This window comes from Actinomadura sp. GC306 (assembly GCF_004348665.1).
Classification (GTDB): Bacteria; Actinomycetota; Actinomycetes; order Streptosporangiales; family Streptosporangiaceae; genus Spirillospora.
The window spans coordinates 1-13998 of sequence record NZ_SMKM01000181.1; the positions used below are offsets into that span (position 1 = coordinate 1).

14 protein-coding genes, 2 tRNA genes and 1 pseudogene are annotated in these 13998 nt (G+C 71.3%); 9 read left to right on the top strand and 8 right to left on the bottom strand.

The genetic code is table 11. The features are described 5' to 3' along the window. The 8 genes and pseudogenes from E1200_RS22585 to E1200_RS22620 form a co-directional block, all read right to left on the bottom strand. Positions 1–237: pseudogene (locus E1200_RS22585) on the bottom strand (Uma2 family endonuclease); the annotation flags it as partial. 703 nt (positions 238–940) lie between these two features. Continuing rightward, positions 941–1597, bottom strand: a complete 657-nt coding sequence (locus tag E1200_RS22590; RefSeq protein WP_131954064.1) for a hypothetical protein — start codon at positions 1595–1597, stop codon at positions 941–943. A 19-nt stretch (positions 1598–1616) separates the two neighbouring features. Then, the gene (locus E1200_RS22595) at positions 1617–3194 is read right to left on the bottom strand and encodes a fused response regulator/phosphatase (RefSeq protein ID WP_131954065.1); all 1578 of its coding nucleotides are present in this window, start codon (positions 3192–3194) and stop codon (positions 1617–1619) included. After that, positions 3191–4879: a sensor histidine kinase gene (locus tag E1200_RS22600; protein WP_131954066.1), complete on the bottom strand. Its 1689-nt coding sequence runs from the start codon at positions 4877–4879 to the stop codon at positions 3191–3193. The genes E1200_RS22595 and E1200_RS22600 overlap by 4 nt, the downstream gene beginning before the upstream one ends. A gap of 4 nt (positions 4880–4883) precedes the next feature. Next, positions 4884–5948 carry an ATP-binding SpoIIE family protein phosphatase gene (locus E1200_RS22605; protein WP_131954067.1) on the bottom strand — a complete coding sequence of 355 codons (1065 nt, stop codon included), beginning with the start codon at positions 5946–5948 and terminating at the stop codon, positions 4884–4886. After that, a complete protein-coding gene (locus E1200_RS22610) occupies positions 5936–6322 on the bottom strand; it encodes an anti-sigma regulatory factor (RefSeq protein WP_131954076.1) in 387 nt (128 codons plus the stop codon). The genes E1200_RS22605 and E1200_RS22610 overlap by 13 nt, the downstream gene beginning before the upstream one ends. A gap of 20 nt (positions 6323–6342) precedes the next feature. Beyond that, entirely contained in the window at positions 6343–6705 is a 363-nt protein-coding gene (locus E1200_RS22615; RefSeq protein ID WP_165950419.1) for an STAS domain-containing protein, read from the bottom strand. Further along, positions 6705–7541, bottom strand: a complete 837-nt coding sequence (locus E1200_RS22620) for an STAS domain-containing protein (RefSeq protein ID WP_243708755.1) — start codon at positions 7539–7541, stop codon at positions 6705–6707. The genes E1200_RS22615 and E1200_RS22620 overlap by 1 nt, the downstream gene beginning before the upstream one ends. A 367-nt stretch (positions 7542–7908) precedes the next feature. On the opposite strand from E1200_RS22620, the gene E1200_RS22625 reads away from it, so the two are divergent. The 9 genes from E1200_RS22625 (at position 7909) to E1200_RS22665 (ending at position 13878) form a co-directional block, all read left to right on the top strand. Next, positions 7909–8643 carry a protein phosphatase 2C domain-containing protein gene (locus E1200_RS22625; protein WP_243708756.1) on the top strand — a complete coding sequence of 245 codons (735 nt, stop codon included), beginning with the start codon at positions 7909–7911 and terminating at the stop codon, positions 8641–8643. An 85-nt stretch (positions 8644–8728) separates the two neighbouring features. Further along, positions 8729–9868, top strand: a complete 1140-nt coding sequence (locus E1200_RS22630; RefSeq protein ID WP_131954070.1) for an acyl-CoA dehydrogenase family protein — start codon at positions 8729–8731, stop codon at positions 9866–9868. A 136-nt stretch (positions 9869–10004) separates the two neighbouring features. Continuing rightward, positions 10005–10077, top strand: a tRNA-Thr gene (locus tag E1200_RS22635). 286 nt (positions 10078–10363) lie between these two features. Next, positions 10364–10437, top strand: a tRNA-Met gene (locus E1200_RS22640). Between the two features lie 116 nt (positions 10438–10553). Then, the gene (gene rpmG / locus E1200_RS22645) at positions 10554–10718 is read left to right on the top strand and encodes a 50S ribosomal protein L33 (RefSeq protein WP_026404241.1); all 165 of its coding nucleotides are present in this window, start codon (positions 10554–10556) and stop codon (positions 10716–10718) included. A 302-nt stretch (positions 10719–11020) separates the two neighbouring features. Next, on the top strand, positions 11021–11458 hold the full coding sequence (locus E1200_RS22650) for a MaoC family dehydratase N-terminal domain-containing protein (RefSeq protein ID WP_131954071.1): 438 nt from the start codon (positions 11021–11023) through the stop codon (positions 11456–11458). Next, positions 11458–11883: a MaoC family dehydratase gene (locus E1200_RS22655; RefSeq protein ID WP_131954072.1), complete on the top strand. Its 426-nt coding sequence runs from the start codon at positions 11458–11460 to the stop codon at positions 11881–11883. Before E1200_RS22650 ends, E1200_RS22655 begins: the two co-directional genes overlap by 1 nt. A 112-nt stretch (positions 11884–11995) precedes the next feature. Continuing rightward, complete coding sequence (locus E1200_RS22660; protein ID WP_165950420.1) at positions 11996–13072, top strand: UDP-N-acetylmuramate dehydrogenase; 1077 nt, start codon at positions 11996–11998, stop codon at positions 13070–13072. A 224-nt stretch (positions 13073–13296) separates the two neighbouring features. Then, positions 13297–13878: a TMEM165/GDT1 family protein gene (locus tag E1200_RS22665; RefSeq protein ID WP_131954074.1), complete on the top strand. Its 582-nt coding sequence runs from the start codon at positions 13297–13299 to the stop codon at positions 13876–13878. Positions 13879–13998 lie beyond the last annotated feature (120 nt).

The following is a 13998-nucleotide window of genomic DNA, read 5'->3' on the forward strand; positions in this document are numbered from 1 at the left end:
GGGGATGGGGAGGTCTTCGCCGAGGACGACTGAGGCGCTGTGCGCGTACTCGTCGCCGCGTGGTTCGGAGAAGATCGTCGCCTTGCCGTCCAACCGGTCGATCAGGAGGTAGAGCGGGATGTCGGCGGCGGCGTATCCGCGGCGCTTGGGTCCGCGGTCGCGTTCGGCGCCCTTGCGGTACCGCGGGCTGCCCGACGTGACCTCCAGGACCATCGCCACCCCGTCAGGTTTGCTGTGCCACTCGCGTCCGGCGAACGCGCCCTTGGGCTGCGATGCCGTCGGGCACGTACTCCCCTTCCGGGCTGATCAGCGTCAGGTTGCGGTGGAGCCGCAGGCCATGGACGTCCCGTACCAGTCATCGACTGCCACGACGATCGTCTCGTGCTGCCCGTCGGGGGCGGTGACACGATGATCTCGCCACCCAGCAGCTCGGCACGAAAGCCCGGTGTTACTTCAAGCGCGGCGAACGCCTCTCGGAGGTCGTCACGGACAAACGGCGGCTCTTCGGGCATCGCCGTGATCGGAACTCTTTTCGTCATCTGAGTGCGGCTGGCGTCTCAACCCACAAAGTAGCATCGGAACCCGACGCCACCGACCTGTACGCCTTGGGCGTCCTGGTTTATGGACTGCTCACCGGCGGGCGGCCGACGCCGACACCGTCCGACGGCTCCTTCATGATGTCCTGGTCAGTCCGGCCCCCGCGGTCTGCGACATGCAGTGCACGTCCCCCCGGGCCTTGAACGATCTGATTGCCGAACTGCTGGCCGAAGACGCGGGCGTGCGGGCGGTCGGGTGTAGGGGGCTGAGGGCGTGTTGGTCCGCAGGGTTATCGGGTCGTCGGTGTGATCGATCATGGTGTCGGGGCGCGGACGGTCCGTGGCGGTCGTGGGCGGGGAAGCCGGCCTCAGGGGTGGCGGTGGGAGGGGTGTTCCGGGGTAAATTAGAGGGTTTCTTGCATTTGTTTTAGTGCGCGTTCCGCGAAGGTGGTGGGATCGCCGTACGGGTAGATGATGATCGCGAGTACGCCTTGATAGGCGAACACGACTGTTGATTGCCCGCTGGTGTCGTTCTGCCCGGGCGTTCCGAGGCGCAGGATCCGGCCACCGTCGCCCAGTTCTAGCGGGCGCTCTGTCACCGTGAAGCGGAACCTCTCAGGGTCTCTGATCTCGAAATCGAGACACTTCTTCGGCAGGGGGGTAAGGGCCGCGGTCTTCGCGCCGTCGTCCGGGAGAGCTACGAGAAATTGCATGAGTCGAATGTCGTTCGCGGCGGTTCCCCAGGCTCGCACAGTCGCGGGGGCCTGGGTTCCGGCCTCGCCAAGGAGTCGGACGAATCCGCTTGGTGACAGCCGTTTCATGCAATCGCCCCCGACGGCGGGCCACTTGGCGTCTTTCAGCAGCCGGTCTTCCAGTCGCTGGAAGTGGTCCTGCGTGTCCGCATACGCGATCTTGAGGTCCTGGTAGGAGTCGATCAAGGCAGTCTCAAGCTGCGCGAGGGTCACCTGTCGCTGCGGGGACTTCTCCCGGTCGGTCACCTTGATATCGCCGCAGGCGGGAAGGGACAGGACGACTAAGGAGACCAAAATGACCCGGAGCATCGCATGATCGTAGACCTTTTCAGCGGGTGCGGCGGAGGGCTACCAGCGCCACGTCGTCTTCGCGGTGGCCGAATTCGGCTAGCAGGCGGTCGCTGAATCGTTCCAGGTCTTCGTCTACCGGGGTGGCTATGGTGCGCAGGCGTTCCAGATTGTCGGACAGCGGGATGCCCCGGTCTTCGATCAGGCCGTCGGTGATCAGGACGACCGTGCCGCCCGGGGGGACCTCGGTCTCCTCGATCGCCACGCCGTCGGCGGGGAAGCCCAGGAGGACGCCGCCGCCCCTGCCGTAGCGGGCCTCGTCGCCGGTCAGGTACAGCGGGGGGAGGTGGCCCGCGTTGGCGACCTCAAGGGCGCCGGTGTGGACGTTGAGGGTCATCAGGCACATCGTGACGGTCTGGTCGTCGTGGTAGCGCAGCATGACGCCGTTCAGGAGCTTCAGGATGGTGACGGCGTCGTGGCCCTCCTCGGCGAAGGCGCGGAGGGCGTGGCGGATCTCCGCCATGACCGTGGCCGCGTACAGCGAGTGGCCCTGGACGTCGCCGATGGCGACGAGGACGTGGTCGCCGCGGTCGATCACCTCGTAGAAGTCGCCGCCGACCTCCGCCTGGTCGCTGGCCGGTTCGTAGCGGACGGAGAACGTCCAGCCGGGGACGGACGGGTGCTCCGACGGCAGCAGGCTGCGCTGGAGGGTCAGGGAGATCATGTGCTGCTCGGTGAAGGAGCGCATGGCCTCCATCGCCAGGGCCAGGGCCTGGCCGAGCTGGCGGAGGATGTTGAGGTCGACCTCGTCGGGTTCGCCGCGGGCCTCGATGCCGATGCAGATCGGGGGGCGGCCGCGCTTGGAGCGGGACATCACGACGGCGACGTCGCCGTGGGCGACGGCGTCGGGCAGGACCGTCTTCCACTGGTGCGCGGAGACGATGGCGACCGTGGTGTCGGGGGCGTCGCCGAGCTCCATCAGGCCGGTGAGCTGGTCGAACACGCCGGGTGGGCTCGCGCGCTGCTCGGCTGGGCCGTGCAGGGTGACCGAGCGCCGGACGCGGCCGTCCGGGGGCAGGACGAGCACCGAGGCGGGCTCGGCGAAGATGTCGTAGGCGCCGCGGGCGGCGACCGCGGTCAGCTGCTCGAAGTTCTCCGCGGCGTTGATCGCGAGGGAGGTGCGGGTGAACGCGGCTAGCTGGCCGGCCATGCGTTCCGCGCGGACCCGGGCGCGGTAGTAGCGCATGACGGCCTCGACCGTCGCGATGAACTCGTCCGGGTCGATCGGGTCGGTCAGGTAGGCGTCGGCGCCGCGCTGGAGCCCGTGGGTGCGGTCGGTGACGTCCACGGCCCACGCGGAGATGTGGATGACGGGCATGGAGCCCGTCTCCGGGTCCGCCTTGATCCGCGAGCAGACCTCGACGCCGCTCATGTCGGGCAGCTTGACGTCCAGGACGACGAGGTCCACGTCGTGCTCGGCGAGCCGCTCGAAGGTCTCCGCCGCGTTCGTCGCGTACACCACCGTGTGGCCGGCGCGCTGCAGCCAGCTTCCTATGATGTACCGCTTGGTGTTGTCGTCGTCGACGACCAGCGCGGTGCAGTGCTCCACGTCCGTCATCGGTCCCCTCGCGTTCGCCGTTCCCTGATCTGCCGCACTGTTTCCGCCAGCAGGACCGGATCGAGGTGGTCCCTGCTCAGCGTGGCGTCGGCCCTGGGCGGCGGCGGGCCGGAAGCGGTTCCCTCGGCGACCGCGACCACGATCGCCTCGGGTGGGAGGCCGGTGACGTCCGCGCCGGGGCCGAGCAGGACGAGGTCGGGCGGGGCGGACGCGGCGAGGCGCAGCGCGGCGGCGGCGTCCGGGGCCTCGCTCACGCGGTCGGCCGCGTTCTCGACCAGGCCGCGGAGCGCCCGGCGCGGCGTCTCCCCGCCGACGAGGAGGACGTGCCGCAGGCCGAGATCGGCGAGGGGCCGGTGCGTGGGCAGCCGCACCGTGACGGTCGTCCCCTCGCCCAGGGCGCTCTCCAGGGACAGGTCGCCGCCGAGGATCTCCGCGAGCCTGCGGGCGTAGGGCAGGCCGAGGCCCGTGCCCGCCGCGCTCACGCCGGGGACCTGGTAGAACTCGTCGAAGACCCGTTCGAGGTCGGCGGGCGGGATGCCCCGGCCGGTGTCGGCCACGATGAAGGTGACCTTGTCCGGCGCGGACCGGACGGTCAGCCGCACCTTGCCCGCGTCGGTGAACTTCAGCGCGTTGCCGAGCAGGTTGCGCAGCACCCGCGTCAGCATCACCTCGTCGGTCAGCAGGACGGGCGGGGCGTCGGCGGCGTCCACCGTCAGCGTCAGCCCGTCCCGCTTCGCGATGGGCGCCAGCAGAGCGGTGAGCTGGCCCAGCATGGAGTGCGTGTCCACCAGGCCGGGACGCGGCACCAGCCGGCCCTGCTCGGCCTTGGCCATGTCCAGCAGCTCGTCCACCATCCCGAGCATGGCCGCGCCGGTGTCGACGACCAGGGACACCTGCCGCTGCTGCTCGTCGTCGAGCGAGCCGTTCTGCGGGTCGAGGAGCAGGCGGGCGAGGCCGACGATGCCGTTGATGGGGGTGCGGAGCTCGTGGCTGATGCTGGCCCAGAACCGGTTCTTCGTCTCGACGGCCTCGCGGAGCTGCTCGGTCTTCTCGTCCAGCTCCGCGTACAGCGCCACGACGCCCTGGTTGGTCTTCTCCAGCTCCTCGGACAGCTCGCTGTAGAGCGCCATCACCCCCTGGTTGGTCTGCTCCAGCTCGGCGTTGAGCTGCTGGAGTTCCTCGCCTCTGCACCGCGACTCCTCCAGCGAGTCGAGCAGGTCGGCGTTCTGCGCGCGGAGCTCCTCCAGGGCCGTGACGGGGTTGATCTCCCGCAGCCGGAGGCGCAGCCCGTCGAGTTCGTCGTCGGTGAAGCGGCTGCCGGACGGCAGGTTCTTGCGGGTCCGGATGATGCCGCGCCGGTCCGTGCCGTCCTCCTCGACGAGGTCCATCAGGCGCGCTGCGGCGGCGACGCCCTCCCGGGGGGCCGGCACGTTCGGGCGCCGGTCGAAGGCGAGCTCGATCACGAGGCCGGGGTTGCTGTCCACGCGGCGCTCCAGCCGGAAGGCGACCGAGACCCGGCCGTAGCTGGAGTACAGCTCCCGGCCGAGTTCGCTGAGGGCGGTGGCGACGCGGACCTGGTCGTGGTGGGGGTAGTTCAGGGCGGCGGCGACGTGCCTGCCGGCCTGGCGCACGGCGAAGACGCCCTCCTCGTCGGCGAGCTGCAGCCGCATGAGTTCGTCCGCCACGCGGTCACCCCCTTCCTGCCGCCGTCACCGCGAGCACCGAACGGTCGTCGTGCCGGGAACCGGCGTCCCGCAGCAGGCTCGCCGCGACCAGCAGGGCCGCACGGTCGAACAGCCCGGGCCGGGCGGCGGGGTCCCACCGGTCGGTCAGGCCGTCGGAGTGCAACACGACCGTCGCGCCGGGCGGCAGATCGTAGACCTGCTCCCGGACGCGGGCATGCGATCCGGCGATTCCCGGAACCGAGATCATCCCGGTGCGACGGTCCTCGTGGACGATCCACCCGGAGATGTTCCCGACTCCCGCATAACGTACCCGTCCGCTGTCCGGAGCGATGAGCGCGACGGCGACGGCGCCGCCGCGGGTGGGGCGCAGCCGCCGGTGGATGCGCGCGAGGATCTCGGCCGGCCGCGCCGGCAGGGCGGTCTCCCGCATCACCGCGACGGCCTCCTGCGCCGCGCGCGCCGCCAGCGGGCCGTGCCCGAGCCCGTCGCAGAGCATCGCGTACACCGACCCGTCGGGGGCGGCCAGCGCGGCGTAGGCGTCGCCGCATTCGGATTCGCCGGAGATCGGGCGGGTCAGCCCGGCGAACGGGGGATCGGCTCGGGGCGGCGCGTCCGCCGGGCGGTCCAGCGGCTGCCGGAACCGGGCGCAGAGGACGGTGCCGACCCGGGGGACCGAGTGGAGGCCGCTGCGGTCGGCGAGCCGCTCGATCGAGCCGAGCCCGAGGCCCAGCGTCCCGCTGGTGGAGTAGCCGCCGAGGCGGGAGCGGGGCACGTCGGCGATGCCGGGGCCGTGGTCGAGGCAGACGAGCTCCAGCGCGGCGGTGGTCCCGTCCCGGACGATCCGCACCAGCATCTCGCCGCGGGAGGCGTGCTTGGCGAGGTTGGTGGCGGCCTCGGTGGCCGCGAGCTGGACCTGGCCGAGCCGTTCCCCGGCGAAGCCGAGCCGCTCGGCGAACACGGTGATGCCGCGCCGGACCCCGGCGGCCGCGCTGGACTCCTCGACGGTGAACCAGCGCGACTCGTCCGGGGCGGGACTGGCCGTCCAGTCGGCGGCCGTCACCGGGTCCACTTGACCACCGTCACCGTGGTGCCTTCGCCGGGTTCGCTCTCCAGCGAGAACTCGTCCACGAGACGGCGGGTGCCGGACAGGCCGAGGCCGAGCCCGTTCCCGCTGGACCATCCGTCGACCAGGGCCTGCTCCTGGTCGGGGATGCCGGGGCCCGCGTCGCTGAAGACGATGCGGAGGCCGGGCTTGCCGCGTTCGTTGACGGTCTGCTCGATGCCCACCGAGCCGCCTCCGCCGTGGACGAGCGTGTTGCGCGCCAGTTCGCTGGCCGCGGTGACGATCTTGGTCTGGTCCACGAGGGAGAAGCCGGCCGAGGCCGCCGCGGTCCGCACGACCTGCCGCACGCGCACGACGTCGTCCTGGCTGGTGACCGGCATCGCGTCGGTGGGCCCGGTCGTCAACGGTCACCCAGCGAGGACTCGAGCAGGCGCATGCCCTGTTCCAGGTCCAGGGCGGTGCGGACGCCGTTCAGGGAGAGCCCGAGTTCCACCAGCGTGATCGCCACGGCGGGACGCATGCCGACGACCACGGTCTCGGCGTCCATGAGCCGCGACATCGCGGCGATGGTGGCGAACATCCGGCCGATGAACGAGTCGACGATGTCGACCGCGGAGATGTCGATGATCACCCCGCGTGCGCCGGTCTTGAGGATCGTGTCGGCGAGGTCCTCCTGGAGCGCGAGGACGGTCTGGTCCTGCAGGTCGATCTGGATGGAGACCAGCAGGAACCGGCCGATCTTGAGGATCGGTATCTGCTGCATCACGCGTCCGTCCGGCCGAGGACGCGCAGGCCGCTGCCGTGCAGCGCGTGGGCCAGCGCGTCGGCGAGGCTGGCCTTGGTGACGATGTCGCCGAACTCGATGCCGAGCGCCGCGATGGTGTGCGCGATCTGGGGGCGGATGCCGGAGATGATGCACTCGGCGCCCATCAGCCGGGCCGCCATCACCGTCTTCAGCAGGTGCTGCGCGACCTCGGTGTCGACCGCGGGCACGCCGGTGATGTCGATCACCGCGAACCGGGAGCCGGTGTCGGCGATCATCTGAAGCATCGCCTCCATCACCACCTGGGTGCGGGCGGAGTCCAGCGTGCCGACCAGCGGGACGCCGAGGATGCCGTCCCACAGCTTCACCACGGGCGTGGACAGTTCCAGGAGTTGCTCGGCCTGGTCGGCGATGACCTGCTCGCGCGCGTTGGCGTACGTCTCGAAGGTCGCCAGCCCGAGGTCGTCGATGTAGGCGGAGAACTCGATGAAGTCGGCGTACCCGTCGGCGCCCTCCAACTGCTCGTGGACGGCCCGCTTGAGCGCGAACACGGCGATGGCGGTCTCGGTGGGGCTGAAGCCCTGCCGGGCCCGGCTTCGGGAGATGTCGCTGAGGGCCGCGCGCAGTTGCCCGGCGGTGGTGCCGTCGGGCTCGGTGAGCGCGCCTTCCACCAGGTCGTACAGCTCGGTGAGTTCCGAGCGCACCTCGCCCTCGGTGATCCGGCCGCGCGTCCCTTCGGTGACCAGTTCGACCCACCGGCCGAGGACGGCATCGCGCCGTGATCGCAGCAGGTGCGACATACGGGGCTCGGCTGTCCCGCTCGGCTCACCGCTCATTGTGTCTCCCATCTACAGCTGTCCGCGAGGACGGTTCCGCGTGCACTGTTGCCCGGCGATTTCCGTTACGCGGTTATTTGTCGTGGTGCAACGTTAACCGGCCCCACCGCCCCAGGATGCCGCCTCCCCGCCCGCGCACGGCCGAGTCGTGGCGGCGTGCGTACCGTCCCAGGCCGGTGACCTCTGCTTTCCTTCCCCGGACCGGATCGGTCAGGGCTCTTTGCAGAATATGCGGTCCCGCCCGTGCCGTTACCGGTGGGTATGAGAGGGCCGGCAGGGGCCGCGGGGGCCCGATGTTCGGGTTTTGGTCTACCGGTCACCGGCAGGCGGCCCAGGGGGTAGACCTGCATCCGTGCAGGTGAGTTATGTGAGCGAGGCGGCTCCGGGCCGGTCGAACGAGGACTTCGTGGCGGCGGGGCCCGGCTGGGTCGTGCTGCTGGACGGGGCGACGGCGCCACCGGGCGTGGACAGCGGATGCCGGCACGACCCCGCGTGGCTGGTGCGCAGGCTCGGCGGGCGGATCGCGGCGCTGCTGGCGCCGGAGGACGGCCGGCCGCTGCCCGACCTGGTCGCGGAGGCGGTCAAGGTGACGGGGGAGGGGCACGCGGGGACGTGCGACCTGCAGAACCCGGACAGCCCCTCGGCCACGGTGTCGCTGCTGCGGCGGCGTGGTGCGGCGGTGGAGTGGTACGTCCTCGCCGACTCCCCGATCGTGGTGGACGCCGGCGAGGTGCGGGTCTTCCGGGACGACCGTGTCGACCACCTGCCGAGCTACACGCTGGAGTCCGTGCGGCGGCTGCGGAACAGCCCCGGCGGGTTCTGGGTGGCGAGCACGAACCCCGAGGCCGCCTACGAGGGGCTGACCGGGGAAGTGCCGGTCGAGGGGCTGCGGCGGGCGGCGGTGCTGAGCGATGGCGCGTCCAGGCTCGTGGAGCGGTTCGGGCGGATGGGCTGGGACGACCTGCTCCGGCTGCTGGACGAGGAGGGGCCGCGGGAACTGATCCGGCGGACGCGGGAGGCCGAGGCCGCCGCGCCCGGCCCGAGTGGGCAGCGGCGCTGGAAACGGCACGACGACGCCACCGCCGTCCTCATTCGGTTCTGATCCGGTTCTGGCTCCGGTTCTGACGCCGGAACCGGATGCGGCGGGGGACGAGCGCTATCCTGGAATCTGATTCTAGAATGGGGTCATGGAGTCTCAGGATTTCGCCGACGTGCTCAAGGCCGTCCGCAGCTTCGTCCGCGACCAGGTGATCCCCCGCGAGGAGGAGATCGAGGAGACCGACGCGATCCCGGAGCCGCTGCGGCAGACGTCCCGGGACATGGGCCTGTTCGGGTACGCGCTGCCCGAGGAGTACGGCGGCCTCGGGCTCACGGTGAGCGAGGAGGTGCGTCTCGTCTTCGAGATCGGCTACGCCAGCCCCGCGTTCCGCTCGATGTTCGGCACCAGCAACGGCATCGCCGGGCAGGTCCTCGTCAACGCCGGGACCGCCGAGCAGAAGGACGCCTGGCTGCCGAAGCTCGCGTCGGGGGAGGTCGTCGGGGCCTTCGCGCTCACCGAGGCCGAGGCCGGCTCCGACCCCAGCACCCTCACCACGACCGCCGCCCGCGACGGCGACGGTGCCGGCGACGATTACGTCATCGACGGTGCGAAGCGGTTCATCACCAACGCGCCCGAGGCGGACGTCTTCATGGTCTTCGCCAGGACGGGCGGCGCCGGTGCCCGGGGCATCTCGACGTTCCTCGTGGAGAAGGGCTCGGCCGGCCTCACGGTCGGGCCGCCCGACGAGAAGATGGGCCAGCGCGGCGCCCACACCGCCGAGGTGTTCTTCGACGGCGTGCGCGTCCCCGCCCGCAACATGGTCGGGCCGGAGGGGACCGGGTTCCGCACCGCCATGGCGTCCCTCGCCCACGGCCGGATCAGCATCTCCGCCGTCTGCGTGGGTCTCGCCCAGAGGATCCTGGACGAGACCGTCGCCTACGCCAAGGAACGCAGCCAGGGCGGCAACACGATTGGCGAGTACCAGCTCGTCCAAGGGCTCATCGCCGACTCCCAGGCCGAGCTGTACGCGGGACGCTCGATGGTCCTGGAAGCGGCCAGGGCCTACGACGCGGGCGAGGACAACAAGCTCGGGCCGTCCTGCACCAAGTACTTCTGCTCGGAGATGGTGGGCCGGGTCGCCGACCGCGCCGTGCAGGTGTTCGGCGGCATGGGCTACATGCGCGGGGTGACCGTCGAGCGCTTCTACCGCGACGCGCGGCTGTTCCGCATCTACGAGGGGACGAGCCAGATCCAGCAGCTCGTCATCGCCCGCACCCTGCTGCGCTGACCAGTGGGAACGACGTCCGCCCGGTGCGACCGCGCCGCGCACCGGGCGGACCCCTCGCCCGGCCCGCCGGGGCGGGGCCAATGAGTTCGCGCGCCGTCCCGTCTCCGTGTATGGTTTCACTGCGCGAACGACGCAGGCCCCTTTAGCTCAGTCGGCAGAGCGTCTCCATGGTAAGGAGAAGGTCTACGGTTCGATTCCGTAAAGGGGCTCAGCAGCGCAGAGGCCGTCCCGGTTCGGGGGCGGCCTTCGGCGTATCCAGGGGTGCCCGGAGGTGCCCGGGGCGGGCGGCGGCTGATTCGCTCCGTACAGGGCGCTGTGGTAGCGTCCCACCGGTTCCAGTGGGACGTTTCGCAGGTCATCGGCGCCGCCCGGTAACCTGAAGGCGGTCCGGCGGAGCCCGCGGAACCGATGCCTCGGTCTTGATCCGGGTATTCGCGTTTCCGGGGCGCGGTGCGCATCCGGTATCCTTGCATTCCGGTCCACACCGACCATCACGGCGGGGTAGCTCAGTCAGGCAGAGCAAGCGGCTCATAATCGCTGTGTCGCCGGTTCAAGTCCGGCCCTCGCTACTACCCATGTCTCTCATCCCCCGCGCGGGGATGAGCAGGCTGGGTACGATCACCGGCCGCCCGCACGGGCGGCCGAGGTCCGAAGTCCCATTCCCCAGTAAGAAAGGCACTCCATCGTGGCTGCCACCGACGTCCGGCCGAAGATCACGCTGGCCTGCCAGGAGTGCAAGCACCGCAACTACATCACGCGGAAGAACCGGCGCAACGACCCGGACCGCCTGGAGATCAAGAAGTACTGCCCCAACTGCCGGACCCACCGTCCGCACCGGGAGACCCGCTAACCGCGTCGACGGCCGAGGGTCCGCCGCGCACGCGCGAGGCCGGACCCGCCGTCCGCACTCGGGAGACCCGCCGGCCGGACGCGGCGCCGCGGCCCGCACCGCACGGTCGCGCCGCACGGCCCCGCCCGGCATAACGGCAGCTTCTTCGCATGCTTGCCCTGACGTGATCAGCCCGTTCTCGCGACACGAGACCCGCGAGGGCGGGCTGAACGCCGTTCTGTTACCGTCCGTCCGAGACGGAAGCAGCGCGTGCCCAGGAGGCGGGCACCGGGCACCTGTTCGACCTGGAGGGACGGGATTGCATGGCACTCAACCGTGATTTCATCGGGCGGAGCTTCCCGCCCACCGAGCCGTACGAGGTCAGCCGGGTGAAGATCCGCGAGTTCGCCGACGCGATCGGCGACCGCAACCCCGTGTACCGCGACCAGGAGGCGGCGAAGGCGGCCGGGCACCCCGACGTCATCGCGCCGCCGACCTTCCCCATCGTGGTCTCCCTCGGCAACGCGGCCCTCGCCGACCCCGCGCTCAACCTGAACTACGCGATGGTCGTGCACGGCGAGCAGCGGTTCGAGTACACCCGCCCCGTGCGCGCCGGGGACGTCGTCACCTGCACCTCCACGGTCACCGAGATCAAGTCGATCGGCAGCAACGAGAAGATGGTCATCGAGACCGACATCAAGACCGTCGAGGGCGAGCTGATCTGCAAGACCTACAACACGATCGTGGAGCGGGGGGCCTGATGACCGCGCAGGTGAAATACGCCGACGTCGAGGTCGGGACCGAGATCCCCGCCCAGACCTACCAGGTCGACCGCGCCAACCTCGTCATGTACGCGGGCGCGTCCGGCGACTTCAACCCCATCCACTGGCGCGAGTCCGTCGCGAAGGCCGTGGGGCTGCCGGACGTCATCGCGCACGGCATGTACACGATGGCGCAGGGCGGCCGGTTCGTCACCGACTGGGCCGGCGACCCGGGCGCCGTCGTCGACTACGGGGTACGGTTCTCCTCACCGGTCGTCGTGCCCGACGAGGGCGGCGCGACCCTGGAGATCAGCGGCCAGGTGGAGGAGAAGCTCGACGACAACAAGGTCGTCGTGGCGCTCACCGCCAAGTCGAACGACCAGAAGGTCCTCACCCGCGCGAAGGCGGTCGTCAAGCTCGCCTGAACCGCACCGCGGTGCCGCACCGGCCGGGCCGCCCGGCCGGTGCCGGCGACCGGTGCCGGGCGACCGCCCGGCGCGGCCGGGGCGCGGCGGGGGCCGGGCACGCACGGGAGGGATGCACGACGTGGCGGTGTTCGCTGAAGAGGTGGACCTGGCCGGCTACACCACGCTGCGGCTGGGCGGCCCCGCCCGCCGCTTCGTCGAGGCGACGACCGAGGCCGAACTCGTCGCCGCGATCCGCCGGGCCGACGACGCGGGCGAACCCGTCCTCGTCCTCGGCGGCGGCAGCAACCTGGTGGTGTCCGACGAGGGGTTCCCCGGCACCGTCGTCCACGTCGGGACCCGCGGCACCGAACGCCTCGGCGCCGACGGCGACACCGTCCTCCTCCGGGTCCAGGCCGGCGAGGACTGGGACCCGTTCGTCGCGCGCTGCGTCGCCGACGGGCTCGCCGGGATCGAGTGCCTGTCCGGCATCCCCGGCCGGGTCGGCGCGACCCCGATCCAGAACGTCGGCGCCTACGGCCAGGACGTCAGCGAGACGATCGTCGAGGTCCGCGCGTACGACCGCGAGGCCCGCACCGTCGTCGCCCTCGACCGCGCCGACTGCCGCTTCACCTACCGGCACAGCGCCTTCAAAGGCCACGACCGGTTCATCGTCCTGGACGTGACGTACGCGCTGCACGAGGCCGAGGAGTCGCGGCCCATCGCCTACACCGAGCTCGCGCGCAGACTCGGCGTCCAGCCCGGGGACAGGGTGGCGCTGAAGGAGGCGCGCGACGCCGTCCTCGAACTGCGGCGCGGCAAGGGCATGGTCCTCGACCCCGCCGACCCCGACACCCGCAGCGCCGGGTCGTTCTTCACCAACCCGATCCTCAGCCCGGAGCAGCTCGCCGAACTGGAGCGCCGCGTCGCCGACCGCCTCGGCCCGGACGCGACGTTCCCCCGCTACCCGGAGACCGGCGGGCGGGTCAAGACGTCCGCGGCCTGGCTGATCGACCGCGCCGGCTTCGGCAAGGGCCACACGGTCGGCCCGGCGCGCATCTCCACCAAGCACACCCTCGCCCTCACCAACCCGGGCGACGCCCGCACCGCCGACCTCCTGGCGCTCGCCCGCGAGGTGCGGCGCGGTGTCCGCGAGGCGTTCGGCGTCGAGCTGGTCAACGAGCCGGTCCTGGTCGGTGTGACCCTCTGACCCGCGGGTTGGTACTCTCGGGGCGTCGAGGGGGAGTAGTCCCAATCGCGTGATCGACATACTGGCGCCGCCGACGGCGCCCGGTCGCGCGGGCCTCCGAACGCACGGGCCGCGTCCAGACGGGCCCGCGAGGCGGACGAGACCCTCGGCCCGGCAGTTGTGCCGGGCCGAGGTCGCGCGCCCGAACCCCCGCCCTCGCCCGGCATCCGAGCGAGAGGGAACCGTTGTCCGCCTTCTTCATCAGCCTTGTCGTGATCTTCGTCGCGGAGCTGGGCGACAAGAGCCAGCTCATGGCGATGACCTTCGCCACCCGCTTCCGCGCCCTGCACGTGCTCATCGGCATCACCGCCGCGACCGCGGTCGTCCACCTGGCCAGCGTCGCGCTCGGCGCGGCGCTCGGCGCCGCGCTCCCGACCGGCCCGATCTCCATCCTCGCCGGCCTGGCGTTCCTCGGTTTCGCGCTGTGGACGCTGCGCGGCGACGAACTCGACGACGACGAACGCGACCGGGCCCGGCGCGCCACCGGCTCGGCGATCCTCGCGGTCGGCGGCGCGTTCTTCCTGGCCGAGCTGGGCGACAAGACCATGCTCGCCACCGTCACCCTCGCCGCCGACCAGGGCGGCCTCGCGGCGCTGGCCGGCGTGTGGGCCGGGTCGACGATCGGGATGGTCGCGGCGGACGCGCTGGCGATCGTGGTCGGCCAGGTCCTCGGCCGCAAGCTCCCCGAGAAGGTCATCAAGTACGGCGCCGCGGCCGGCTTCGCGGCGTTCGGCGTCCTGCTGCTCGCGGAGGGGATCGCGGCCTGACCGGCCTTTCCGGCCCGCCCGCGTGGCTGAAACGGCCGCCGGGCGGGAACCATGGAGGTAGGGCCCTGAGTACCGCGGTCCCGCCGCGGCGGGGCCCGGACGGGAGTACGACGTGGCCCT

Coding starts and splice junctions, on each gene's coding strand:
- E1200_RS22615 (WP_165950419.1), bottom strand. CDS start 6,705: ATGCAGCAGATACCGATCCTCAAGATCGGCCGGTTCCTGCTGGTCTCC.
- E1200_RS22595 (WP_131954065.1), bottom strand. CDS start 3,194: ATGACGGACGTGGAGCACTGCACCGCGCTGGTCGTCGACGACGACAAC.
- E1200_RS22620 (WP_243708755.1), bottom strand. CDS start 7,541: ATGAGCGGTGAGCCGAGCGGGACAGCCGAGCCCCGTATGTCGCACCTG.
- E1200_RS22630 (WP_131954070.1), top strand. CDS start 8,729: ATGGAGTCTCAGGATTTCGCCGACGTGCTCAAGGCCGTCCGCAGCTTC.
- E1200_RS22660 (WP_165950420.1), top strand. CDS start 11,996: ATGCACGACGTGGCGGTGTTCGCTGAAGAGGTGGACCTGGCCGGCTAC.
- E1200_RS22655 (WP_131954072.1), top strand. CDS start 11,458: ATGACCGCGCAGGTGAAATACGCCGACGTCGAGGTCGGGACCGAGATC.
- E1200_RS22590 (WP_131954064.1), bottom strand. CDS start 1,597: ATGCTCCGGGTCATTTTGGTCTCCTTAGTCGTCCTGTCCCTTCCCGCC.
- E1200_RS22650 (WP_131954071.1), top strand. CDS start 11,021: ATGGCACTCAACCGTGATTTCATCGGGCGGAGCTTCCCGCCCACCGAG.
- E1200_RS22610 (WP_131954076.1), bottom strand. CDS start 6,322: ATGCCGGTCACCAGCCAGGACGACGTCGTGCGCGTGCGGCAGGTCGTG.